We start from the raw sequence: 22,841 nt of genomic DNA, 5'->3' as shown, positions 1-22,841 counted from the left end.
TGAACATGCCTGAACTGCTGATCCTGCGCCACGGCGAGTCTGGGCATTCCTTCTCCGGGGATGACCACGGCCGCACCCTGACCCAGCACGGGCAGGGACAGGCGCGCGCCGTCGGCCGCTGGCTTCGGGACACGGGTCACCTGCCGGACAACACCGTCTGCTCTGATGCCATGCGCACCCGGCAGACCTGCATCTGGGTCAATCACGAGCTTGGAGAAAAGGCTCCGACGCCGTATCTGGACCAGCGGCTCTACCTCGCCGAGCCGCGGTCCATGCTCTCGATCATCAACGAGGTGCCCGAGACGGTGCAGTCTCTACTGGTGGTGGCGCACATGCCCGGGGTGCAGGAGCTCAGCATGGACCTTGCCTCCGCGCAGTCACGAGAAGATCCGGTGATCCAGATGGCCGGCTCCTGGCCTCCCGCGGGTCTGGCGCGCTTCACCGTGGACAAGCCCTGGGCTGAACTGGACGGCCGCGATGCGGATCTCACCGAATTCTTCACCGCCGGCTGATCTTCGCGAAGCGCCCTCAATTCCGGGCTCCCGGAGTCGCCGACCACGAGCCCTGCCGCCCGGCTCAGATGGGTGATTCCAGCACGCGCACCAGCTCATCGAGCGCCTGCGCGGCCTGGGCACCGTGGGCGCGCAGCACAACCTCTTCGCCGTGCGCGGCGTCCAGGCTCATGACGCCCAGCAGGCTGTCGGCCTGGACCGAATGCTCCGGTGCGGCGGCCCGTGCGATCCGCACCAGGACCGGCTGAGCCGCGGCTGCATACGCGAACGCCGCGGCGGGCCGGGCATGAAGCCCAGCCGCCGCGGCGATCACCGCAGTCCGCTCAATCATGCAGCAGAGGCTACACCCTTACGTGCCCAGCGCTTCAGTGCGATCACCGAAAGTGCGGTGACCACCGCGCCCACCAGCACCGCGACCAGGAACAACCAGAAGTTGTCGATCGCGAACGGGACGAAGACGCCGCCGTGGGGTGCATAGGACGTGACTCCGAAGGCCATGGTCATGGCACCGGTCACGGCACCGCCGACCATCGAAGCTGGCAACACGCGCAGCGGATCGGCAGCAGCGAATGGGATGGCGCCCTCGGAGATGAACGCGGCTCCGAGGAGCACGGCGGTCTTGCCGTTCTCGCGCTCTGCCGGGCTGAACAGGCGGGAGTCGATGAATGTGGCCAGCGCCATGCCCAGCGGCGGCACCATGCCTGCGGCCATGACCGTGGCCATGATCATCAGCGGCCCCGTGTTGCCATCAGCCACAGCGGCCGAGAGCCCGGCCACCGCGAAGGAGTAGGCGACCTTGTTGACCGGTCCGCCGAGATCGACACACATCATCAGACCCAGCACGATGCCCAGGACGATGGCGGCTGATCCGGTCATGCCGTTGAGCCAGGTCTCCAGAGCCGAGGTCAGTCCGGCGATCGGACCGCCGAGGAACAGCAGCATCAGGCCACCGGCGATGAGTGTGGCCACCAGCGGGATGATCACCACGGGCATCAGGCCGGCGAGCCAGCGGGGGACGCTGAGCTTGCGGAACCACAGCGCCACGGCACCGGCGAGCACGCCGCCGACGATGCCGCCGATGAATCCGGCGTCCATGGTCAGCGCGATCGCGCCGGCAGTGAAACCGGGGGCGATGCCGGGACGATCGGCCATGCCGAAGGCGATGTAGCCGGCCAGCGCGGGGACCAGGAAGCCCATTGCGGCTCCACCGACGGTGAAGAAGACCGCTCCGAGGTATCCGCCCAGGGCGCCGAAGCCGAGGAACTCCTCGGGCAGCTGATCAGGAGTGGGAAGGTTCCACAGGGAGTTGCCGAGGGCCACGTCATTGGCGACCTCGGTGATGTTGTACCCGCCGAGCAGGAAGCCTAGGGCGATGAGCAGACCGCCTGCGGCGACGAACGGGATCATGTAGCTGACGCCGGTCATCAGAACCCGCTGCGTCTTGCGACCGAAGCCTTCGCGCTCGCCATCGGCGGCGGAGCGTCCGTCGGAATCCTCGGAGCCTCCGGAGGGCACGACGGCGGCGTTCGGGTCCTTGGCCGCGGCCAGCGCCTCGGCGATCATCTTGTCCGGCTCGTCGATGCCGCGCTTGACGCGCGAGGCGATGACCGGCTTGCCGGCGAAGCGGTGACGGTCACGCACATCCACGTCGGTGGCGAAAATGACAGCGTCCGCGGCTGCGATGGTCTCCGCCCCCAAGGGGGTCGCGCCGGAGGAGCCCTGGGTCTCGACCTGGATCTCCACGCCGGCTTCCTTCGCGGCCTTCTTCAGCGAGTCGGCAGCCATGTAGGTGTGGGCGATGCCGGTGGGACAGGCCGTCACGGCGACCAGGCGGCCCACCGTCGTCGTCGAGGAGGTGGCCTCGGCAGTCGGGGTGGCCGTACCCGTGCTGGAGCCGGTGCTGGCGCCGGGGCCGCCGGCACCGGCGGTGACCGGCGCCGGCTGCACAGCCTCAGCGACCAGGTCCACCACGCGCTGTTCGGTCTCCGCTCCGCGCAGGTCGGCGAGGAACTCATCATTGATCAGCGAGGTCGCCAGGGCGGAGAGGATCTTCAGGTGCGCCTGGTCCGCACCATCGGGTGCGGCGATCATGAAGACCAGATCGGCAGGGCCGTCAGAGGAGCCGAAGTCCACGGGCTCCGCGAGCCGGGCGAAGGCCAGGGTGGCTTCAGTGACAGCTCCGGTGCGGCAATGCGGAATCGCGATGCCACCGGGCATGCCGGTCTCGGAGGTCTCCTCGCGCGCCCACACATCTGCGGCGAGTCCCTGGACATTGGCGCTGCGTCCGGCGGAGCCGACGAGCGCGGCGAGGGCATCTATGACCTCGCGCTTGCTGCCGGCGGTGAGCCGGTCGAGGCTCACCAGCTCCGGCGTGATGATGGTGTTCATGATGTCTCCACATTCGAGGTAGCGGTTGTTCGGGGGATGAGGATGAGCTGTTCGGTGCTGAGGTTTTCGGTCGTGAGCTGGTCGGGTGTGGGCATGATGGAACCGGGCAGCTCTGCCGCGGCGCGTCCCATGGCCATCGCGTGCTTCAGGGACTCTGTGGGCGAGCTGCCGGACTGTGCCGAGGCGAGGAATCCGGCGAGTGAGGCATCACCCGCGCCCACGGTGGAGCGCAGGATGATCGGTGGCCCCCAGGCGCGCAGCGCCACCGCAGGCTCGGCGGATTCTGCCGAGTTCTCCACAGACGGATGCCGGATGAGCACCGCTCCGTGGGCCCCAAGGGTGATCAGGGCCGATCGTGCTCCGTGGTTCTGCAGGTCGACGGCGATCTGCGCCGCGCGCATCGGATCGGCTTCCAGCGCCTCGGCCCGAGCCTGCTCGTCGACTCGGGAGCTCTCGCCCGAGCTGTCGCCCGAGCCGTAGCCCGGGCTGCCCCCCAAGCCGCCGCCGTCCGCCGCGTCGTCGCCCATTGCGTCGCCGGAGGCCCCCACCATGGCTGCGTGCAGCTCGAGGAGTTCTTCGGCATTGGGCTTGATCAGATCAGGCGCGGCCGGCAGCGCAACGGCGAGGGGCTCCCCCGAGGTGTCCAGCGCGATCAGCGGCGCCTGCTCCCCAAAGGTCTCCCGCAGCGCTGTGATCGCCTGCGCGTAGAAGTCCACCGGGACACCCGGTGGAAGCGATCCGGCCAGAGCTACCCAGGTGGCATCCGCGGAGGCCTCCAGCAGCAGCTGCAGCAGCGCCTCGGTGAGCGCGGCGTCGAACTCTGGGCCGGGCTCGTTGATCTTGGTGGTGACGCCTGCCTGATCCGTGATGGCGGTGTTGGTGCGCAGCGGCGCTCCCAGCGGCAGGGCGCGGGCCGGAACCTGGATCTCCTGCAGCGCCAGCAGCACCGCATCCCCGGCGTCACCGGGAAGCACAGCGATCGATGGGACCCCGGCGGCCGTGAGTGCGCGAGAGATGTTGACTCCTTTACCTCCCGGTTCAGCGGAATGTCCGACGGCGCGCTGGACGGCTCCGGGGCGCAGAGGAGCGTCGAGCACCAGCGTCTTGTCCAGGCTCGGGTTGGGGGTGAAGGTGACGATCACTGGGTGCCCGCCACAATGACGGGCACACCGGCGTCGGCCAGGGCGTGGGCGAGCTCGGCATGCGGCTCGGCATCGGTGATCAACACATCGATCTCCTCCAGGGTTGCGAACTGTACGAGTGTGCGGTGTCCGAGCTTGCTCGAATCTGCCAGCAGAATGACCTGACGAGCGGCACGGACCAGGCCCGATTTCACCGCAGCCTCGGCCGTGTCAGGAGTGGAGAGTCCGAAGCCGGCATCGACTCCATTGGTGCCGATGAATGCGACGTCGGCCTGTCGTCGGGCCAGCGTCGCGACGGCGGAAGCGCCGACCACGGCGCCGGTGATCCCGCGGACCTTGCCGCCGAGCACCTCGACATCGAGCGAACCGATCTCGGCCAGCTTCTGGGCGATGGGCACCGAGCTGGTGGTCAGAAAACGCGTGTGGTGATGCTCGCCGGCTGGGGCTGCGGCCAGCAGGTCGGCGAGTGCCTCCGTAGTGGTGCCGGCATCGAGGAGCAGCGAGGCCTCGGGGGAGGAAGGCACGAAGGTCAGCGCCTCACGGGCGATGGCCTGCTTCTGCGCCGAATGCTCGCTCTGCCGCTGGCGCAGCGAGGTCTCCCGGCGTGAAGGACTCGAGCTGGCGACGGCGCCCCCATGGACCCGCTGGAGCGAGCCGGCGGTCTCCAGCTGATCGAGGTCGCGGCGAACCGTCTCCTTCGTGACCTTCAGGTCCTGGGCGATCTCCTGGACGGTGACCGTGCCGGTGCGGCGCAGGCGATCCAGGATCCGCTCGTGACGCTCCGGTGCGAGCAGTGTCATCAGTGGACTCCCAGATCGTGATCTACAACACGGCTGTGTTGGTTATCACGTACTTTATCTGTGTTTACCTGTGTTTGCAACCGTTCTGGATCATCGGAATGAGGCTGCAGTCTTCAGGGCCGGACCCACCGCCAGAAGCCCCAGTGCACCTGCGGTGGCAAACGCGAGGAACGGGGCAGTGGGGTCCATGAGGATCCCCAGGACCACGGCGCCGACTGCCTGGCCGACCGCCAGTGCGATGAAGAGGATTGCGGTGCCTACTGAAGCTCGATCGGGGATGATTCGGGAGGACCAGATGATGAGGATTCCGCAGATCGCCGTATAGGTTGCCCCAAAGAGGCCAGCGGCGGTATACGCAGGGAGCATCATGGCCGGTGCCGACACTAGGAGGACGGCGGACAGTGCCATGAGCACCACCGTCAGGTTCCAGGCAAACTCGGGGGTCCATTTCTGTGCCATGCGTCCGGCAGCGGCCCCCAGCACCCCGAATGCTCCGAGGACCATCCATGCAGTGATGGAGTATGACTCTTCCCCGGGGCGGGCCTCCTCCATGACCTCGCGTCCAAAGGTCCATATCGCGGCACTGGAGGCCCCGGCCAGCATCGCCGCCACGATAGGCCAGGCAAGGGGCGCCAGGACTTTGCGTCGGAGCTGCAATGCAGTCTCCCGCGCATGAATCTCCTCGCGTGCATCGTCGCTGAGCAGCGTCGCCACGGTGACAAGGGTTATCAGAATGGCCATGGCGACCCAGCCGAGGCGCCATTGGCCCATGGTCAGGAACATCAGCGCCCCAGCGACGACGATGCCCGCACCGGTCCCGGCGTTGACGATCGTCTGGGCCCTCTCGCGGCGGTCCTCTGGAACGTTGCGCGCAGTGAGGGTGACGAGGCCGGGGGTCGCGAAGCCCGCGCCCGCCCCCGCGAGTACGACGCTCGCGGCGAAGATCACCACGTTTGGTGAGGCTGCCACGCCTGCGGCCCCGACCGCGGCGGTTGCGCCGGCGCAGACGACCACCAGGCGTGGACGAATGTCTATTCGGATCGCCAGCGCTGCAGCAAGGCAGAACGCCAAGAAGTTGCCCGCCTGGATGGCTCCCGAGGCCGCGGACCCGATCTCGAAGGTCTCGGTGAACCGCGGGAGAAACAGGCCGTAACCGAATCTCGCCAAGCCGTATGTGGCGGCGATCAGCGCCATGGCGCTGAAGATATAGGGACGCATCAAACAAACTCACCGTCTACGAGAAACAGAACGTTCGTTACGCTACACCAGAATAAACGTTTACGTCGATCGAAGTCCTACACTGGGGCGATGACTTCAGTCAGTAGGCCTCCTGCACGGACTCGTCTCTTGGAGGCCGCAGATCGCGTGCTGTTCGAACGCGGCATCAGGGCCACTCCCGTGGACGAGCTGCTCCGCGTCGCGGAGGTCTCCGCCTCCACGCTCTACACGCACTTCGGCAGCAAGGATGGACTGGTCGCCGAGATCCTGCGTGTGCGCCTCGAAGACTGGCGCGTGGTCTGGGACCGATGTGTCGTGGACGCGGGCACCGACGAGGCTCGGCTGCTGGCGATCTTCGACGCGGTTGCGGCTTACCGTGAAGACGCATGTCACCCCGAGGGGTGGTGTGCGTTTCTGGGGGCGGCGGACGAATTGCACCGGGGCCCGGCGGCGGTGCGCGCGGTGCTCGAGGCGCATACAGCTCTGCTGAGTTCGCGTCTGCTGCACCTCTCTGGTCCGATTGCCGGTGCGAATGCCCAGGCGCTGGCGGAAGAGGTGGCTCTGGCATACAGCGGCACGTTGGCCAGCTACCTTCGCAAGTACCCGGCGGCGCCCGTGGACAGTGGTCGCAGGCTCGCGGCAGCGGCCATTGCGGCGCACACCAGTCACTGAAGAGGGCATCCCGGCACTCTGTCGAGCCGTCACCAACGGGCGTAATATTGTGATATGGCTCACCATCATGAAACCGACAGCGGTCGCGTCCCAGGCGTGCTGGTCGGCATTGACGGGTCGGCGGGCAGCGAGCGCGCCTTCACAGTGGGACTGATGATCGCGAAGCAGCGTCAGTGGCCGCTGCGTCTCGTCGGCACCTTCGTTCGACCGGTGGTGACCGATGACTACTACGTCAGACAATTGGACCGTTATCGCAGTGAAGCCGCTGGCACGGTCCAGGAGATCCTCGACAGGTACTTCGCCCGCGCCGCGGAGGCTGGGGTCGAGGTCAGCTCCCGCACCGCCGAGGGAGATCCCGGCGGTACCTTGATCGACGAGAGCCGCGAAGCTCGCGTGGCCGTGGTCGGCAAGCGCGGCCGCAATCGGTTTGCCGGACGGTTTCTGGGCAGCGTTTCGAACAAGTTGGTCGCCCACGCCCACTGCCCGACCCTGGTCGTCCCGGAACGATGGGAAGCCGGTGCGCCATCCGAACTCATGGCGCCTCAGCAGGAACGTCCCGGCGGGGAGGGTGCGGATGAGGAGCCGGTGGAGCTCATGGAGGAGTCGGTCTCCCGGGAGCACTCACGACGGTCCTTCGCCAATGTGACCGACGAGCTGAACTTCGATTCCGAGATCGTCGTCGGCGTGGATGTCGGTGATCGCGCCGCCGACGTCGTGCACCTGGCGGCCGACGCCGCGACCCTGACCAAGAGTCCCCTGACCCTGGTCTCTGCGGCGCCGCTGAACGCTCAGGGTCACTGGTATCCCAATACCGTGGAGCACAACCTCGAACTGCCGAACCTGCGCCGCCGCTACACAGATCACCTGGAGGCGATGACCCAAGAGGTGGCGGCGAAGTCTCCGACGGTGGCCGTGCGCTGGCAGTTCTTCGACGGATCCCCCGCGGGGGTTCTCTCCGAGGCCTCCCGCACCGCAACGCTGCTGGTGATCGGTACCCGGGGCCATGGAGGTTTCGCCGGACTCCTGCTGGGTTCGGTGAGTCAAGCCGTGTTGAGCCGGGCCGTCTGTCCGGTGCTGGTGATCCCTACACACAAGCCGCGCAAGCACTGAGGCCCTCCTTGGCGCACACAGCAAAGCGCCCTCCTGATCTGCAGATCAGAAGGGCGCTTTGCTGTGTTCTTCGGTGCGCCCAAAGGGATTCGAACCCCTGACCTTCGGTTCCGTAGACCGACGCTCTATCCAGCTGAGCTATAGGCGCATCTTCACTTTTCGTCTTCGACCGCTCGGCGATCTCGACCTAGAAGACTATACACGGCACCTCAGGGGCCGACAAATCAGCTCCACGCGAAGTTTTGGTGGAACCCAGCGTCGTCGTGTTTTACAGCCCCGTCATCTGGGAACGCTACAGTGGAGTGCAGCTGGTCCCCATCGGTGTTGACGGGGATGCAGGGATGCGTGTCGCACAGTGTTGTGCGCACCCGGAACGCTCACACAGGTTCCAGTCCTTGGGTCCTGGTCTCGCCAACCAGGAGGGGGTCAGTACGAACCTGTACCCAATGGAGGGAAACAATGGTCAACACCGTTGCAACGGCGCCCGGTGCGAATCAGACCACGAATTCCAGGACGACAGGTCCTGGGAACACGGCTGATGCCCCCACGACACATACCCCGCTGCTGACCTTCGTCGAGGAGATCGCAGCTCTAGCCCAGCCCGAGAGCATCCACTGGGTGGACGGCTCCGAAGAAGAACATCGCAGACTCACCGATCAACTGGTGGAAGCCGGCACGTTCACCCGCCTGACCAGCCCCGACTTCCCGAACTCCTTCGCGGCATTCTCCGATCCGGCCGATGTGGCACGCGTGGAATCACGCACGTTCATCTGTTCCGAGAAGGAGCGCGACGCCGGGTTCACCAACAACTGGGTCGACCCCGCGGAGATGCGCGAAAAGCTCCAGGGGATCTTTGCCGGTGCCATGCGGGGCCGCACGATGTACGTGATTCCCTTCGTGATGGGTCACCTCGACGCGGAGGACCCCAAGTTCGGAGTGGAGATCACCGATTCCGCCTACGTGGTGACCAGCATGCGCATCATGGCTCGGATCGGCACCGAAGTGCTCCGCAAGATCGAGGAGCTCGATGCATTCTTCGTGCCCGCCGTGCACTCGGTGGGCGCGCCGCTGGAACCCGGTCAGCGCGATGTTCCGTGGCCCTGCAATGAGGAGAAGTACATCGTGCACTTCCCGGAGAGCCGGGAGATCTGGTCCTACGGCTCCGGCTACGGCGGCAACGCTCTGCTGGGCAAGAAGTGCTACGCGCTGCGCATCGCCTCGGTGATGGCCAGGGATGAGGGCTGGCTCGCCGAGCACATGCTCATTCTGAAGCTCACCAGTCCGGCGAATCGCAGCTACTTCATCGCCGGCGCCTTCCCTTCAGCCTGCGGGAAGACCAACCTCGCGCTCATCGACCCCACCCTCGAGGGGTGGAAGGCCGAGACTCTGGGCGATGACATCACCTGGATCCGACCGGGGCACGGGGGAGAGCTCCGCGTGGTGAACCCCGAATCGGGTTACTTCGGCGTCGCCCCGGGCACTGGGTGGCACACCAACGCCAACGCCATGCGAGCGATCGCGAAGGGCAACTCGGTCTTCACCAACTGTGCTCTCACCGACGACGGGGGAGTGTGGTGGGAAGGCATGACCGAGGATCCTCCCGCGCACCTGACGGATTGGCGCGGGGAGGACTGGACCCCGGAGACGGATCTGCCGGCGGCTCATCCGAACGCGCGCTTCTGCACTCCGATCGATCAGACCGACATGCTCGCCGAGGAGTACTTCGAGCCCAACGGCGTGAAGCTTGATGCGATCCTCTTCGGCGGCCGACGCAAGACCACCGTCCCGCTGGTCACTCAGGCGCGCGACTGGAACCACGGCATCTTCTTCGGCGCCACGCTCTCCTCCGAGACCACCGCGGCCGCCGAGGGGGAGGTGGGTACTGTGCGCCGGGACCCGATGGCCATGCTTCCGTTCATCGGGTACGACGCCGGCGACTACCTCAAGCATTGGGTGGAGGTCTCCGGTCAGGCCGATCCGGAGAAGCTGCCGGAGATCTTCCTGGTGAACTGGTTCCGCAAGGGCCGAGACGGCAAGATCGCCTGGCCGGGATTCGCGGAGAACTCCCGGGTGCTCAAATGGGTCACCGAACGGCTGGAGGGTGGCGGCGCCGCGGTCGAGACTCCCATCGGCTTCACACCCAGGATGGACGGGCTGGACCTCACGGGTCTGGAGATCACCCCCGAGCAGCTCGAGGATTCGATCACGGTCTACCGGGATGAGTGGCTCACCGAATTGGAGGGGATCGACGAGTGGTTCGCCGAGTTCGGCGATTCCCTGCCCAGGTCCATCGCCGCCGAGACCGAGGAGCTGCGCCGTCGTCTGCAGTCCTGAGCGGGTCTCAGCCTGAAGCCGGTCCTGCACCCATGGCCGAGAGGAGCTCGTAGAGCACGTGGGCCGCGGCGATGCCCGTGAGCTGCGCGTGGTCATAGGCCGGTGCGACCTCGACGACGTCGACCCCGACGATGTTCTGGTCGCTCATCGCGCGGATGATCCGCAGCAGCTCGCGGCTCGTCAGGCCACCGGCCTCGGGTGTGCCCGTGCCGGGGGCGTGGGCGGGGTCGAGCACGTCGATGTCCACTGAGATGTACACCGGCTTGCCGGCCAGGCGCTGCTTCATCCGGGAGATCGCTGCGGAGACCCCGTGTTCCTCGATGAACTCGGTGGTGGTGATCTGGAAACCGAGCCGAGCGTCATCGTCGAGGTCGCCCTTGCCGTAGAGCGGACCGCGGATCCCCAGGTGGGCGCTCGCGGTGAGGTCGATGAACCCGTCCTCGGAGGCGCGCCGGAACGGGGTTCCATGGGTCAGCGGGGCGCCGAAGTAGGTGTCCCACGTGTCCAGGTGGGCGTCGGCGTGCAGGACCGCCACGGGGCCATGCTTCTCGGCCGCGGCGCGCAGCAGCGGGTAGGCGATCGTGTGGTCCCCACCGATCACCGCCAGCCTGGGCGCGCGCGTGAGCAATTCCGCGGCGCCTTGATACACCTGCTCCATCGCCTCGTCCAGGTCAAAGGGATTGGCCACGATGTCCCCGGCGTCGGCCACCTGCTGGACCGCGAAGGGCGCGATGTCCTGGGCGGGGTTGTAGGGACGCAGCAGTCGCGAGGACTCCCGCACGTGCGCGGGGCCGAAGCGGGCGCCGGGCCGATAGCTCACCCCGGAGTCGAAGGGCACCCCGGCCACTGCGATGTCGGCTGTGCCCACCGTCTCGAGCAGCGGAAGCAGTGCGAAGCTCGCCGGCCCGGCGAAGCGAGGGGTCCGGGAGCTGTCGCGCGGTCCCACCGGTGAGGTGGGGCGATCGGTGGAGGCGTCGTGGGTGCTCATAGTGGCCCATTCTTGCGCAAGAGCGGCCGGGCGTCGCGGCGAAGCTCCTTGACCAAGGAGATGCCCAACAGTGTGACGATGACCGTGAACGGGACAGCGGAGAGCAGCGCGGTCTGCTGCAGAGCCTGCAGCCCGCCGGCGATCAGCAGCACGATGGCGCACAGGCCGGTGAGCAGGCCCCACAGGCCCAGCATCGGGCGGGCCGGGTACATGGAACCGTGGGAGGAGAGCACGCTGAGCACGAAGGTGTTGGAGTCAGCGCTGGAGACGAAGAAGAGGATCACCATGATCACGGTGAGCACGGAGGTGATCGCGGTCAGCGGCAGTTCGCCGAGCAGGGCGAAGAACGTCACGTTGGTGTCGTTGAGCGTGGCTTCGCCGATGTCGGTCCCGCCGACCATGTCCAGGTGGATCGCGGAGCCCCCGAAGATCGTGAACCAGAGACTGAAGACCAGGGTCGGAACGCCCAGCACTGCCAGCACGAATCCTCGGATGGTGCGGCCCTTGGAGATCTTCGCCAGGAAGATTCCGACGAAGGCGCCCCAGCTCAACCACCAGGCCATCATGAAGTAGGTCCACCACTGCATCCATTGCAGGTCCTCCGGGATCCCCGGGGTCAGCAGCGCGACCATCGGGAACTCCGCGATGAACTGACCCATCGACCGGAAATAGAGATTGCTGATGAAGCTGGTGGGTCCGATGAGCAGCACATAGACGCCCAGCGCGGCGGCCGCGAGCATGGTGACCTTGCTGATCCATTTGATGCCCCGGCTCACGCCCGACATGGCCGAGAGCGTGAAGATCACCGTGATCACCGCGATGATGATGACCTGGACGACCAGGTCCGAGGGGAGTCCGGTGAGGCTGTTGACCCCTTCGGCGATCTGCGCCGCTCCCAGCCCCAACGAAGTGGTGGTGCCGAACAGGGTCGCGATGATGGTGAAGATGTCGATGAGCTGTCCGGCCCATCCGTCCATGCTCCGGCCCAGCACCGGGCGCAGCATCGGGGAGACCAGTCCGGTGTTGCCGCGCCTATGGGTGGAGTAGGCGATGGCCAGGCCGAAGACCCCGAACAGCGCCCAGGCGTTGGGCCCCCAGTTGAAGTAGGAGAACTGCATCGCCGTGACGGCGGCATCCATCGTCTCGGGCTCTGCGAGTCCGTGCGGCGGCACCATGAAGTGGGTCATAGGTTCGGCCGCACCGTAGCTGATGAGCCCGATCCCCATCACGGTGCCGCAGATCATGGCGATCCAGGACACGTTGCTGAACTCGGGGCGATCGTCATCGGCGCCCAGTCGGATCTTGCCGAACCGGCTCAGGCCGAGATAGACCATCAGCACGATGCAGCCTGCGGTGACCACCAGGTAGGCCCAGCCGATGTTCTGCGAAGACCAGTTCGACGCCGCGGTCATCACTGTGGTGAGGCTGCCCGGGGCGAACGTCGCCCACGCGACGAAGCTCAACAGAGCAGCGACCGAGATGCAGAAGACCGCCCCCGGGCGATCGAGGCTCGGCTTCTGCTCAACGGTGGTGCTGCTCGGGGCTGTTGCGGGTCCCTGGTCTTGCCTGCTCATGGGTGTCACGTGTCCTTGGCTGGGCGAACCGAGCCCAGGGCCCGTCGCGGAGTATGCGCAGGCGGGTGCCAGAACATCGGGATCAAGCATACGGACTTCTCCTGACGCATGGTGCGCAGAGACACGCCCCGGCCAGCTCGATCAGCTCTTCCTGCGGAGACTTCGCTCGTGACAGAATTGTGAGCAAGATCGGGGTTCTTCTTGTGGGGCATTCATCAGCGATGCCCCATTTCACGCTTTTGGGTCGCCACTGTTACATCGGCCGACTGGGCACTCTCGCGCCCGTCGGTTCTTCCCAGATTCTCCATATCGCGGAGGCCCTATGCTGCCCCAGGATTCACGCCAGTCTGAGACTGAAATCGCACCGTCGGGTCACGATGGCGCGCACCAGCCCTCGGCGGAGGAGACCGATCACGCCGCAGCAGCGATAGATCCTCGGATCCACCCCGAGGACCAGGAGGCTATACTCCTGCCGGTCGTCCGCCCCGCGGAGGATTCTGAGGAGGAGGTGGGCTTCGCCAGGACCCTGACCCAGCACGTCATCGACTCCTGGAACCAGTCTGCGGCGGAGGAGACGCAGCACGACTGGCCGGATGCTGAGGTCGAGTCTGCGTCAACGGATCCGCCGGAGACCTATCGTTTTGAGGATGCCAGCGAGCCGCCGCTCTTTCCCACCGCCACATATTTTCCGCCCGACGCCACGACTGAGGACTGGTCGACCAAACGGCACAGCGGCGAACCGTCGCGTCACCCGTTGCCCGAGCAGCCCGCCGTCGGTGGCGGTGACTCGACCCGAGGGTCTGTTCGACTGCTGGCGCAGAAGCTGATCCGTCCCGTCTCGCAGGCCACGGGCCAGATGTCGACGCTGGACTGGCTCTCCGGCACTCCCTTCGAGAACCCGCACCAGGCCCAGGAACCGGGGGAAGCCGATGAGCTCGTCACGATCAACCTGGTCCTGGACCTCGGAGAGGCGCTGTTCCGGTATGGCGCCGGAGCGCTGGAAGTGGAGACCTCCATCCTCGCCGTGACCTCGGCCTTCGGGATGAAGAACACCGACGTGGACATCACCAACCAGTCCATCATCCTCAACTGGTCGCCTCCCGGGAAGATCCCCTACTCGCGGGTGCGCGTGGTGCGCTCCTGGTCGGCGAACTTCCGTGCGCTCTCTGAGGTGCACACCCTGGTGACCGACATCGCGTTCGGACGCATCACCCGCGCCGAGGCCGAAGAGACCCTGCAGGACATCCTGCGGGACCCCAAACCGTATCCGCGCTGGGTGGTGGCCTTCGCAGGAGCGCTCTTCGCGGGGCTCTTCGCCAGCTACACCGGTGCGCCGCTGCTGGACGCCTCCTTCGGTTTCATCGCCACCCTGCTCGTCCTCGCCGTGACCCGCCAGCTCACCATCTGGCGCGTCCCAGAGATCTTCACCCTCGCCGTCGGTGGCTTCCTGGTCACCGCCGTCGCGCTGTGCGCGCTGACCCTGGGCGCCCCGATCTCCACCTCCATGGTGGTCGCCGGTGGACTGATGATCCTGCTGCCCAGCGTGCGGATCGTCTCGGCCATCCAAGATGCGATCAATGCCTTCCCGATCACCGCGGCCGGCCGTCTGGTCTCCTCGCTGGTCGCGTTCTCCGGGCTGACCGCCGGGATCATGGTCGGTGTCGTGCTCACCGGCCGGGCCGGCGCCCCGGAGCTCGATGTCACTCGGGAGATCATGCGGATCTACCACCCCGGCGTCCTCATCGCCCTGGTGTTCCTGACTGCGATCACGGCCGCGGTGGTGCAGCAGTCCCCTTACCGTCTGCTGCTGCCCACCGGCATGGTCGCCGCGCTGGGATTCGGCGGGGTCTATGCGGGCGAGATGATGGGCTTCGGCGGGTGGTTCACCCCCATTCTGGGAGCCACCGTGGTCGGTGCGCTGGCCCGGGTGGTCGCGCTGCGGCTGCGCGCCCCACAGCTGGTGGTGGCGGTCCCCGCGATGATGTTCATGCTTCCCGGGCTCATCGTCTTTCGCGGGATGTACCAGATCGCGATCAGCCAGTCCTCGGTGAACCGGACCGCGGGGCTCTACGAGATCTTCGACGCGCTGATCATCATCATGGCGATCGCCGCCGGGATCGTACTGGGCGATGTCCTGATGCGCCCGCTGACCAAGCGGCTGCAATCCAATGAACGCACCAAGGGCCGGCGGCGCTGAGGCGCCTCGCGGGCAGCGCGCTGATCGCCGCCCCACACCGACACCGGGGAGATACTAGGGGCATGCGAATCGCGCTGATGCAGGACACCGCCCGCCCGCTCGAGCTCGAGCACAATCTGGCGCTGATCGATGCCGCCGCCGTGCAGGCGGTGAGTGCCGGAGCGGAGCTGCTGCTGACCCCGGAGCTGTTCGCCTTCGGCTATGTCCCGGCGCAGATCCGCAAACAGGTGAGCGCAGAAGCGGTCGACGACGCGCGGTCACGCCTGCGGGAGATCGCCCGCGCCCGCGGGATCGCCATGGTGTGGTCATTGCCTGGCCGAGAGTCTCCCCAGGAGCGCGGCATCACCGCTGCGCTCGCCGATGAGCGCGGCGCCCTCCTCGCGGAATATCAGAAGGTCCAGCTCTACGGGCCTGAGGAGAAAGCTGCCTTCCGACCGGGACAGCAGCCCCCGAGCGTGACGAGCTACCGGGGAGTCAACCTGGGCCTGCTGGTCTGCTATGACGTGGAGTTCCCCGAAATGGTGCGTGCGGCTGCCGTGCGTGGGGCCGAGCTGGTGCTGGTGCCCACCGCGCTGGCCGGGGACGAGGCCTCGGTCCCTGGAGTTCTGCTGCCGGCGCGCGCGATCGAGAACGGCATCTCGCTGGCGTACGCGAATCACTGCGGCATAGAGGCCGAGCTGGACTTCGATGGGCGCAGCGTCGTCGTCGGGCCCTCGGGACAGCGGCTGGGGGAACTGGGGACGGAGGCCGGTCTGCTCGTGGTGGATCTGCCGGCAGCCGCGGAGGAGTCCGGCGGCGCCGAGTATCTGCAGGACCGACGAGCCGACCTGCACCGCGCCTGGCTCTAGCCCCGACCGGATCAGACCATCCAGCGGAGCCCCCCGGCAGGAGCGCCGAGCGGAGCTCCAGCGTCCTCAGTCCAGCTTCACCGGGGCCAGGTCCTCCCAGAGGTCACCCGGTCCGGGATTCTGCGGGTCGGAGGCTCCGCCCAGGTGGTGGATCACGCCCCAGACGGCGTTCAGCGCAGTGGTCACGGCGCCGTCGGCCCATCCGGCGGTGAAGGAGATGTCATCCCCGGCGAGGAAGACCCCGCGCTGATGCTCCGGCAGCGCGTCCTGCATGAAGTGCCCGAAGAGCCGCTCCTGGTAGCGGTAGTGGCCCGGCAGGTTGTTCTTGAAGGCGCCCATGAAGTTGGGGTCCGCCTCCCAGGAGATCGTGATGGGCGCACCGATCATATGCGCGCCGATGTCCACCCCCGGGTAGATCTTGTTCAGCGAATGCAGCATCAGCCGGGTGCGCTCGGCCGCGTCGAGCGGGAGCCACTTGAGGGCGTCGTCGTTCCAGGTGTAGCTGAGCAGGATCGAGGCCGGACCGTCGGGGCCCTCGTCAAGCAGATAGGTGGCCCGGGGGAGCCGATCGGTGAGCGTCATGGACATCACCGGACGCCCGGTCTCCGGGTCGACATCGCGCCAGAAGGGGCGGTCCACCATCACAAAAGTCTTCGAGGAGAGCATGTAGTGGCTCTTCTCGATCGCGGTCCACATCGACGGCGCGAACAGCTCCTCTTCGGTGTCGATGCGCGCCGAGAGCAGCCAGGACTGGCAGGTCACCACGGCGGCGGCGAACTCCTGGGTGCGGCCCCAGGTCTCGGTGATGCGCACCCCGCCGCCGGGAAGGTCCGGATTGGTGCCGTGATGGATCCCGGAGACCGCGCCGCGCGGGGCCCCTCCATGCAGGGACTCCAGGGAGGTCCCTGGAGCCCAGTGCAGCAGGTCCCGGGGTGCGTGTTTCCACAGCTCCACGGGAAGCCGCTGCGCTCCGCCGGTGATGCTGCGGTGATGGTCATCGGCGCCGGTGAAGACGACCCGCAGGACCTCCAGGATCGAGTTTGTGAAGTCCGTGTCCCAGCCTCCGCTGCCGAAGCCGACCTGCCCGAAGGCCTCCAGGTGCTCGAAGCTCAGCTCCTTGAAGGCCTCGCTGGAGGAGAGGAACCCGTAGAAGGACTCGTCATCCAGGCGTTCGACGAGCCCGTTCCAAAGCTGCTTCAGGCGCACCACATCGCGCTCGCGGATAGCCTCTTGGATGGCCTCCAGCTCCGCCTCTTCGGTGAGTGCACGCTGCCAGGCTTCGGCCACCTCCGCGAAGAACGCCGGCAGATGCGAGGCATCCTCGGCGTAGAACTTCTCGCCCTTGAGCTCGATGACCGTCGAGGGGGCCGCCGGAGTCAGCGGGTTGGGGAACTCGCGGGTGGGCAGCCCGAGCAGATCCACATAGTGGTAGAACGCCTTGCCGGAGGTGGGGAACCGCATCCCGCCGAGATCCGCGACCACCCCAGGGGCGGCGGCGAAGGACTGCGTCTTCAGCCGACCGCCGATCTCTCCGGCCTCGAAGATGACCGGACGCAGACCCAGCTTCATGAGCTCATAGGCGGCGACGACGCCGGCCAGTCCGGCCCCGATCACCGCAACCTCGGTGCCCTGCGCATGCTCCGGGATCGACCCCAGTCCGGCCGGGTGCTGGAGGTAGTGGTCGTAGCTGAACGGGAAGTCTGGATTCAGCATGGTGAGCGTGGCGTCCCCCGGGGCGGCGTCTGCCGGATCCGGGGTCTCGGGCAACGGGCTGGAGACGGTCATATGGATCAGCTTAGGGTGCAAGAGGGCGGCACATGTGACCCGGAGCTGAACGATCCTCTCCCGGGGTGCTTCCAGCATCTGCGTGCACGGTAGAGACTCATCTGCCTCCACGCTGGAAGGCCCCTGCTCATGGCGCGCTTCACCTCCCCGTTCACCGCGACCAGCACCGCCGCCGAGGTTCTTGAGGGGGTGGATCTGCGCGGCCGCTCAGCCGTCGTCACTGGGGCGTCCTCGGGAATCGGGGTGGAGACCGCACGAGCACTGGCCAGAGCGGGGGCCCATGTAGTGCTGGCGGTGCGCGATGTGGCGGCAGGACGCCGCGCCGCCGAGGACATGGCCCTCACCGACCCGGGTGCTTCCTTGGAGGTCAGATTCCTCGATCTCGCCGACCTTGCCTCGGTGGAGGCGTTCACGAAGAGCTGGTCATCTCCGCTGCACCTGTTGGTCAACAATGCAGGCATCATGATGACACCGGAGCTGCGGACCTCGCGGGGGTGGGAGCTGCAGTTCGCCACCAATCACCTCGGCCATTTCGCTCTGGCTCTGGGACTGCATCCCGCGCTGGTCGATGCGGGCGGCGCCAGGATCGTCTCGGTCAGCTCCAGTGGTCATGGGATGTCGAACATCGTCTACGAGGACCTGTTCTTCGAACGCAGGCCCTATGACGCGGGTCTGGCCTACGGGCAGTCCAAGACCGCGAATGTGCTCTTCGCCGTCGAGGCCTCACGCCGGTGGGCGTCCGAGGGCATCACAGCCAACGCCGTCATGCCGGGAGGTATCTGGACCAACCTTCAGCGCCACTGGGATCCGCAGGCGCTGGCCGACACCCAGGCGCATGTGGCCGAGTCCGACATCGCGATGAAGACGCCTGCCCAGGGCGCTGCGACGCCCGTTCTCGCCGCCGCCTCACCGCTGCTGACCGGCCTCGGGGGCCTGTACCTCGAGGACTGTCAGGAAGCGGAACCTGTCCCGGAGATCATCGACGGCATCCACGGAGTGCGGCCCTACGCGCTGGATTCCGAGAACGCGACACGGCTCTGGGACGTCTCACTCGAACTTCTTCGAATGACTTAGGTTCACCTTCCCAATAATTTGCTAACATTCAGGTGTGCCAATCAAACAGAAGCCCGCAACGCTGCGAACAGAGTCCGTCTCGGTCTCCTACGGATCATCCTCACCGGTGGTGGTCGACGCGGATGTCGAGCTGCTCCCTGGTGGGGTGACCGCCCTGATCGGGCCCAACGGCAGCGGCAAGTCCACTCTGCTGCGCGGCATCTGCCGGCTCGCACACACAACCGGGCAGGTCATGCTGGACGGCGCCGACAGCACTGCACTTTCCCCACGGGCTTTCGCCAAGCGGCTCACCATCCTGGCCCAGCAGCGTCCAACCCCGGGCGGCCTGACCGTCACCGAGGTCGTCGAGCTCGGGCGCCATCCGCACCGGAAGCGCTTCGCGCGCACCGATCAGGCCTGCGTCGAGGCCGTGGAGCGGGCCATCCTGCTCACCGGACTTGAAGAATTACGTCATCGTCCCGTGGCGGAACTTTCCGGCGGACAGCTCCAGCGTGTCTGGCTCGCCACCTGCCTGGCGCAGGAGACCGATGTCCTGCTGCTCGATGAACCCACCACCTTCCTGGATCTCAAGCACCAGATGAGTCTTCTGGACCTCATCCGCGAGCTGGCCGACACCCATGGGCTGACCATCGGGGTGGTGCTCCATGATCTGGAGCAGGCAGCAGACATCGCAGATCGCGTCATCTTGGTCTCTGAAGGACGGATCACCGCCGCGGGAACTCCGGCGGAGGTGATGACCGCCGAACGGCTCAGCTCAACGTTCGGCGTCAACATCCACGTGGCGACCCTTCCTACTGGAGGACTCGCCGTGCGTGCCCAGCGCGCCGGCCGACGCTCCGCAGCGGAGCAGCCCGCAGAGCCGGTTCTGCTCTCCGCCTAGGACGCCCAGAGGAACCTGGATCGTCACCTCCGGGCCCGGACCTGCCTTCCTCGCGTCGAGACGACCCACACTTTTTGATTCCCGCTGCACCCTTACCGAAAGGAACCATGCCCACTATGAACCTCACTCCGCGCCTTGGCAGGACCACGGCGGCCGCCGCCGTCGTCCTGATGACGCTGACCGCCTGCGGCACCACCGATGTCGACGAGACCGAGGACGACGCCGCGGCGGCCGACTCCGGGCCCGTCACCGTCACCGACTACCGCGGTGAAGAGATCACCCTGGACGCCCCGGCAGAGCGCGTGGTCACCCTGGAATGGGCACAGACCGAGAACGTCGAGATCCTCGGCGGCAATCAGGTGGGCGTGGCTGACCTGGAAGGTTACGAGATGTGGAACTCTGCGGCCCCGGTGCAGGGCGAGCCGACCGACGTCGGTCTGCGCACAGAGCCCAGCCTGGAGGCCATCGGTCAGGCCGATCCGGACCTGATCCTCGGCGTGGACGTCTCCGTCCCTGAGGGGCTGCTCGAGGATCTTGAGGAGATCGCACCGGTGGTGCTGCAGCCCGGGGCCGACGCCTCCGATCCGCTGGGCAATATGGAAGACAACTTCCGGATGACCGCCGAGCTCCTCGGCGCGCAGGATCGGGCCGATGAGGTCTGGGCCGAGTTCGAGGAGACCCGCGACGCCGGCGCCGACGCGATCGAGTCCGCAGGCATCGGCGGAACCCCCTTCGTCCTGGTCTACCCGACCGTCGAGGGCAACACTGCGACGTTCCGCATGCATGGTCCCGGAGCGCTGGCCCAGACTCTCGGTGAGGAGATCGGGCTCGAGTCGCCCTGGGAGGACGAGGGCGATGAGGCCTTCGCCATCAGCCAGTCCGACATCGAAGGTCTCACCGCCCTGCCGGAGGACACCATCCTCTACTGGTGGACCGCCGAGACCGAGCCGGAGGACCCCTTCTCCGAACTCGAGGACAACTCCGTGTGGACCTCGCTCGGCTTCGTCGAGAATGAGGCGACCCACCCGGTGGAAGAGATCTGGATCTACGGAGGACCCGCTTCGGCAGGTCAGTGGATCGATTATCTCGCCGAGACCGCAGTCGAGACTGCCGGCCAGTAGTGACCGAGCTGAAGACCGCCGCACCGGCAGCAGCCAAAGTCCCGGGCGCTGAGCCTCAGGGTGGACCGCTTCGTGCCCGGGCTGTGGCCACCGGGGCCCTGGTTCTCGGAGGTGCGCTGCTGCTGATGCTCTCCGCCGTGCACCTGACCCAGGGCACCTCGGCGGCCTCACCGCTGGATCTGCTGGCGGCGCTCTTCAGCTCTGACGACGGCGACGCCGCCTCCCAGCTTCGGGCCCTCGCACTGGACTCGCGGCTTCCGCGACTGGTGGGAGGGCTCGTGGTGGGGGCCGCGCTCGGCATCGCTGGCTGCGCGCTGCAGGCGATGACGCGCAATCCACTCGCCTCACCGGACACCTTGGCGGTCAACGCCGGGGCGCACCTGGCGCTCACCGCCGCCGCCGCATTCGGGATCTCGATGCCGCTGCTGAGCTCAGCGGCGCTGGCCTTTCTCGGCGGAGGCGTGGCGGCCGGCGTCGTGCTGCTGCTCGCAGGCTTCTCCGAGCATGCCCCCATCCGGCTGGTGCTGGCCGGGACCGTGGTGGCGATGGGCCTGGCCTCGGTCACCGCCGCGCTGCTCATGCTCTACGCCCAGTCCACCCAGGGGCTCTTCCTCTGGGGCGCGGGCACGTTGAACCTGGCTGGACTCTCCGGCCTTCTCCCGCTGCTGCCGGTGGTGATCGCGGCGACCATCGGGCTGGTGCTGCTCACCCGCAGCACCGATGTGCTCTCCCTGGGTGCCGACACCGCCCAGTCCATGGGCGTGAACGTGGCGTTCCTGCGGGCAGCCCTGCTGGTCTGCGCGGTCGCGCTCTCTGCCGCCGCGGTCACCATGGTGGGGCCGCTGGGCTTCGTGGGCCTCTGTGCTCCGGCCATCGTGCGGCTGTCAGCGAGCAAGGTGACCCGCATGGGCCGCTTCGCCTGGGCGCTGGGCGCCTCCGCCCTGGTCGGTGCACTCATCGTGATCGGCGCCGACGTCGCAGTGCGCGCATTGGTCTTCGCCGTCGCCGGTCCCAACCTCGCCGTGGCCATCCCGACCGGTGTGGTGACCTCACTGGTGGGTGCGGTGTTCCTGGTGGTCCTGGCGCTGCGAATGCGCAGCGCGGGAGGGAATCAAGAGATCTCTGCGATGCCGCTGCCGCATGGGATCACTGTGACCCGCCGAGTCTCATTGACCATCGCCGCCGCGGTGCTGCTGCTGGTGCTGATCGGCGTCGGCATGCTGCTGGGGGACTGGTGGCTGAAGATCGGGGACATCTCGCTGTGGTTCTCCGGTGAAGCCGCCCGGGCCATCGAGATCACGCTGGACTTCCGCAGCCCCCGCGTAGCTGCCGCAGTCCTTGCCGGGGCGGTGCTGGCGATCGCTGGCGCGCTGGTGCAGACGGTCACGCGCAATCCGCTGGCCGACCCCGGGATCCTCGGTGTGGCGGCCGCCGGCGGCGCCGGTGCCGTGGTGGCGCTGATCCTCTTCAGCACCTCCGCGTGGACCATGTCCGCCGGCGCGACGGTCGGCGCTATCCTCGCCGGAGCGGTGGTGTTCCTGCTCGCCGGATCCCGGGGAAGCTCCCCGGAGAAGGTGGTGCTGGTCGGCATCGGAGTGATGACCGCGGCGCAGGCGATCACGCAGCTGCTGATCTCCTCGACCAACCCCTATAACCAGGCCATGGCCATCTCGTTCCTGGGCGGCTCCACCTTCGGCACCACCTGGAGCGATCTGACCCCCATCCTGGTGACGCTGCTGCTCTCCGTACCGGTGCTGATCTACCTGCGCCGCGAGCTGGACCTCATCAGCATCGATGAGCTGACACCGCGCATCCTCGGAGTGCGGCTGGCCGGTGTGCGCGCCACGGCGCTGATCATCGCGGTGCTGCTCTCTGCGGTGGCCGTGGTCGGCGTCGGGGTGATCAGCTTCGTCGGACTCGCAGCACCGCATATGGCGCGGATGCTGGTGGGCCGTGAGCACCGGTGGTTCCTGCCCGTCGCAGCGCTGCTCGGGGCCGTGCTGGTCTCGATCTCAGACACCTTCGGACGCACTGTGATCGCCCCCGACCAGCTTCCCGCAGGGCTTGTGGTCGCCGTGCTGGGCCCGCCGTATCTGCTCTGGCTGCTCAGGCGCTCCACCCGCAGCTGATTCAGCGGGAAGCTGGGTCAGCGTCGGCTCAGCTCTGCCGGCTCCGCTGCGCCAGCTCGACTCTGTCCG

Annotated in this window: 18 protein-coding genes and 1 tRNA gene; 10 read left to right on the top strand and 9 right to left on the bottom strand. The window is 67.1% G+C overall.

The genetic code is table 11. The features are described from left to right. Positions 1-5: 5 nt before the first annotated feature. Entirely contained in the window at positions 6-512 is a 507-nt protein-coding gene (locus IY716_RS11990; protein WP_218221919.1) for a histidine phosphatase family protein, read from the top strand. Between the two features lie 64 nt (positions 513-576). Here IY716_RS11990 and IY716_RS11985 read toward each other — a convergent pair whose 3' ends face one another. The 5 genes from IY716_RS11985 to IY716_RS11965 all read right to left on the bottom strand — a co-directional run bounded on the left by IY716_RS11985 (position 577) and on the right by IY716_RS11965 (position 6,060). Further along, positions 577-843: an HPr family phosphocarrier protein gene (locus tag IY716_RS11985; RefSeq protein WP_218221918.1), complete on the bottom strand. Its 267-nt coding sequence runs from the start codon at positions 841-843 to the stop codon at positions 577-579. Then, positions 840-2,900: a fructose-specific PTS transporter subunit EIIC gene (locus IY716_RS11980; protein WP_218221917.1), complete on the bottom strand. Its 2,061-nt coding sequence runs from the start codon at positions 2,898-2,900 to the stop codon at positions 840-842. The genes IY716_RS11985 and IY716_RS11980 overlap by 4 nt, the downstream gene beginning before the upstream one ends. After that, on the bottom strand, positions 2,897-4,042 hold the full coding sequence (locus IY716_RS11975) for a PfkB family carbohydrate kinase (RefSeq protein WP_218221916.1): 1,146 nt from the start codon (positions 4,040-4,042) through the stop codon (positions 2,897-2,899). Before IY716_RS11975 ends, IY716_RS11980 begins: the two co-directional genes overlap by 4 nt. Next, positions 4,039-4,842, bottom strand: a complete 804-nt coding sequence (locus IY716_RS11970; protein ID WP_255316758.1) for a DeoR/GlpR family DNA-binding transcription regulator — start codon at positions 4,840-4,842, stop codon at positions 4,039-4,041. Before IY716_RS11970 ends, IY716_RS11975 begins: the two co-directional genes overlap by 4 nt. A 90-nt stretch (positions 4,843-4,932) precedes the next feature. Beyond that, positions 4,933-6,060 carry an MFS transporter gene (locus IY716_RS11965; RefSeq protein WP_255316757.1) on the bottom strand — a complete coding sequence of 376 codons (1,128 nt, stop codon included), beginning with the start codon at positions 6,058-6,060 and terminating at the stop codon, positions 4,933-4,935. Between the two features lie 90 nt (positions 6,061-6,150). Here IY716_RS11965 and IY716_RS11960 point away from each other — a divergent pair, with 90 nt between their 5' ends. Beyond that, positions 6,151-6,732, top strand: coding sequence for a TetR/AcrR family transcriptional regulator (locus tag IY716_RS11960; protein WP_218221915.1), 582 nt, complete (start codon positions 6,151-6,153; stop codon positions 6,730-6,732). 54 nt (positions 6,733-6,786) lie between these two features. Further along, positions 6,787-7,842 (top strand): universal stress protein, encoded by a 1,056-nt coding sequence (locus tag IY716_RS11955; RefSeq protein ID WP_218221914.1) that lies wholly within the window; start codon positions 6,787-6,789, stop codon positions 7,840-7,842. Positions 7,843-7,916: 74 nt separating this feature from the next. Here the strand turns inward: IY716_RS11955 and IY716_RS11950 are convergent. Beyond that, positions 7,917-7,990: transfer RNA gene (locus tag IY716_RS11950), tRNA-Arg, on the bottom strand. 311 nt (positions 7,991-8,301) lie between these two features. Between IY716_RS11950 and IY716_RS11945 the strand changes: the two genes are divergently transcribed. Continuing rightward, entirely contained in the window at positions 8,302-10,176 is a 1,875-nt protein-coding gene (locus IY716_RS11945) for a phosphoenolpyruvate carboxykinase (GTP) (protein WP_218221913.1), read from the top strand. A 7-nt stretch (positions 10,177-10,183) separates the two neighbouring features. Here the strand turns inward: IY716_RS11945 and speB are convergent, their stop codons facing one another. Further along, positions 10,184-11,164 (bottom strand): agmatinase, encoded by a 981-nt coding sequence (gene speB, locus IY716_RS11940; protein ID WP_218221912.1) that lies wholly within the window; start codon positions 11,162-11,164, stop codon positions 10,184-10,186. Further along, positions 11,161-12,738: a BCCT family transporter gene (locus IY716_RS11935; protein ID WP_218221911.1), complete on the bottom strand. Its 1,578-nt coding sequence runs from the start codon at positions 12,736-12,738 to the stop codon at positions 11,161-11,163. The genes speB and IY716_RS11935 overlap by 4 nt, the downstream gene beginning before the upstream one ends. 322 nt (positions 12,739-13,060) lie before the next feature. Here IY716_RS11935 and IY716_RS11930 point away from each other — a divergent pair, with 322 nt between their 5' ends. Both IY716_RS11930 and IY716_RS11925 read left to right on the top strand, forming a co-directional pair. Then, positions 13,061-14,935 (top strand): threonine/serine exporter ThrE family protein, encoded by a 1,875-nt coding sequence (locus IY716_RS11930; RefSeq protein WP_218221910.1) that lies wholly within the window; start codon positions 13,061-13,063, stop codon positions 14,933-14,935. A gap of 62 nt (positions 14,936-14,997) precedes the next feature. Then, the gene (locus IY716_RS11925) at positions 14,998-15,783 is read left to right on the top strand and encodes a nitrilase-related carbon-nitrogen hydrolase (protein ID WP_218221909.1); all 786 of its coding nucleotides are present in this window, start codon (positions 14,998-15,000) and stop codon (positions 15,781-15,783) included. Between the two features lie 66 nt (positions 15,784-15,849). On the opposite strand, the gene IY716_RS11920 is transcribed toward IY716_RS11925, so the two are convergent. Further along, positions 15,850-17,568 (bottom strand): NAD(P)/FAD-dependent oxidoreductase, encoded by a 1,719-nt coding sequence (locus tag IY716_RS11920; RefSeq protein ID WP_218221908.1) that lies wholly within the window; start codon positions 17,566-17,568, stop codon positions 15,850-15,852. A 129-nt stretch (positions 17,569-17,697) separates the two neighbouring features. Between IY716_RS11920 and IY716_RS11915 the strand changes: the two genes are divergently transcribed. The 4 genes from IY716_RS11915 (at position 17,698) to IY716_RS11900 (ending at position 22,772) form a co-directional block, all read left to right on the top strand. Then, a complete protein-coding gene (locus IY716_RS11915) occupies positions 17,698-18,642 on the top strand; it encodes an SDR family NAD(P)-dependent oxidoreductase (RefSeq protein ID WP_218221907.1) in 945 nt (314 codons plus the stop codon). Between the two features lie 34 nt (positions 18,643-18,676). Then, positions 18,677-19,522 carry an ABC transporter ATP-binding protein gene (locus tag IY716_RS11910; RefSeq protein ID WP_369699703.1) on the top strand — a complete coding sequence of 282 codons (846 nt, stop codon included), beginning with the start codon at positions 18,677-18,679 and terminating at the stop codon, positions 19,520-19,522. A 107-nt stretch (positions 19,523-19,629) separates the two neighbouring features. After that, entirely contained in the window at positions 19,630-20,643 is a 1,014-nt protein-coding gene (locus tag IY716_RS11905) for an iron-siderophore ABC transporter substrate-binding protein (RefSeq protein ID WP_218221906.1), read from the top strand. After that, complete coding sequence (locus tag IY716_RS11900; RefSeq protein WP_218221905.1) at positions 20,643-22,772, top strand: iron ABC transporter permease; 2,130 nt, start codon at positions 20,643-20,645, stop codon at positions 22,770-22,772. The genes IY716_RS11905 and IY716_RS11900 overlap by 1 nt, the downstream gene beginning before the upstream one ends. Positions 22,773-22,841: the final 69 nt, after the last annotated feature.

The organism is Nesterenkonia sp. Act20 (assembly GCF_019173455.1).
In the GTDB taxonomy this organism is placed as follows: domain Bacteria; phylum Actinomycetota; class Actinomycetes; order Actinomycetales; family Micrococcaceae; genus Nesterenkonia.
This window is presented reverse-complemented; position numbering and strand designations above follow the sequence as displayed.

Excerpts from the sequence above, each read along its gene's own strand:
- IY716_RS11990 (WP_218221919.1), top strand. The coding sequence starts at position 6 with ATGCCTGAACTGCTGATCCTGCGCCACGGCGAGTCTGGGCATTCCTTC.
- IY716_RS11985 (WP_218221918.1), bottom strand. The coding sequence starts at position 843 with ATGATTGAGCGGACTGCGGTGATCGCCGCGGCGGCTGGGCTTCATGCC.
- IY716_RS11980 (WP_218221917.1), bottom strand. The coding sequence starts at position 2,900 with ATGAACACCATCATCACGCCGGAGCTGGTGAGCCTCGACCGGCTCACC.
- IY716_RS11970 (WP_255316758.1), bottom strand. The coding sequence starts at position 4,842 with ATGACACTGCTCGCACCGGAGCGTCACGAGCGGATCCTGGATCGCCTG.
- IY716_RS11965 (WP_255316757.1), bottom strand. The coding sequence starts at position 6,060 with ATGCGTCCCTATATCTTCAGCGCCATGGCGCTGATCGCCGCCACATAC.
- IY716_RS11960 (WP_218221915.1), top strand. The coding sequence starts at position 6,151 with ATGACTTCAGTCAGTAGGCCTCCTGCACGGACTCGTCTCTTGGAGGCC.
- IY716_RS11955 (WP_218221914.1), top strand. The coding sequence starts at position 6,787 with ATGGCTCACCATCATGAAACCGACAGCGGTCGCGTCCCAGGCGTGCTG.
- IY716_RS11945 (WP_218221913.1), top strand. The coding sequence starts at position 8,302 with ATGGTCAACACCGTTGCAACGGCGCCCGGTGCGAATCAGACCACGAAT.
- speB (WP_218221912.1), bottom strand. The coding sequence starts at position 11,164 with ATGAGCACCCACGACGCCTCCACCGATCGCCCCACCTCACCGGTGGGA.
- IY716_RS11935 (WP_218221911.1), bottom strand. The coding sequence starts at position 12,738 with ATGAGCAGGCAAGACCAGGGACCCGCAACAGCCCCGAGCAGCACCACC.
- IY716_RS11930 (WP_218221910.1), top strand. The coding sequence starts at position 13,061 with ATGCTGCCCCAGGATTCACGCCAGTCTGAGACTGAAATCGCACCGTCG.
- IY716_RS11925 (WP_218221909.1), top strand. The coding sequence starts at position 14,998 with ATGCGAATCGCGCTGATGCAGGACACCGCCCGCCCGCTCGAGCTCGAG.
- IY716_RS11920 (WP_218221908.1), bottom strand. The coding sequence starts at position 17,568 with ATGACCGTCTCCAGCCCGTTGCCCGAGACCCCGGATCCGGCAGACGCC.
- IY716_RS11915 (WP_218221907.1), top strand. The coding sequence starts at position 17,698 with ATGGCGCGCTTCACCTCCCCGTTCACCGCGACCAGCACCGCCGCCGAG.
- IY716_RS11905 (WP_218221906.1), top strand. The coding sequence starts at position 19,630 with ATGCCCACTATGAACCTCACTCCGCGCCTTGGCAGGACCACGGCGGCC.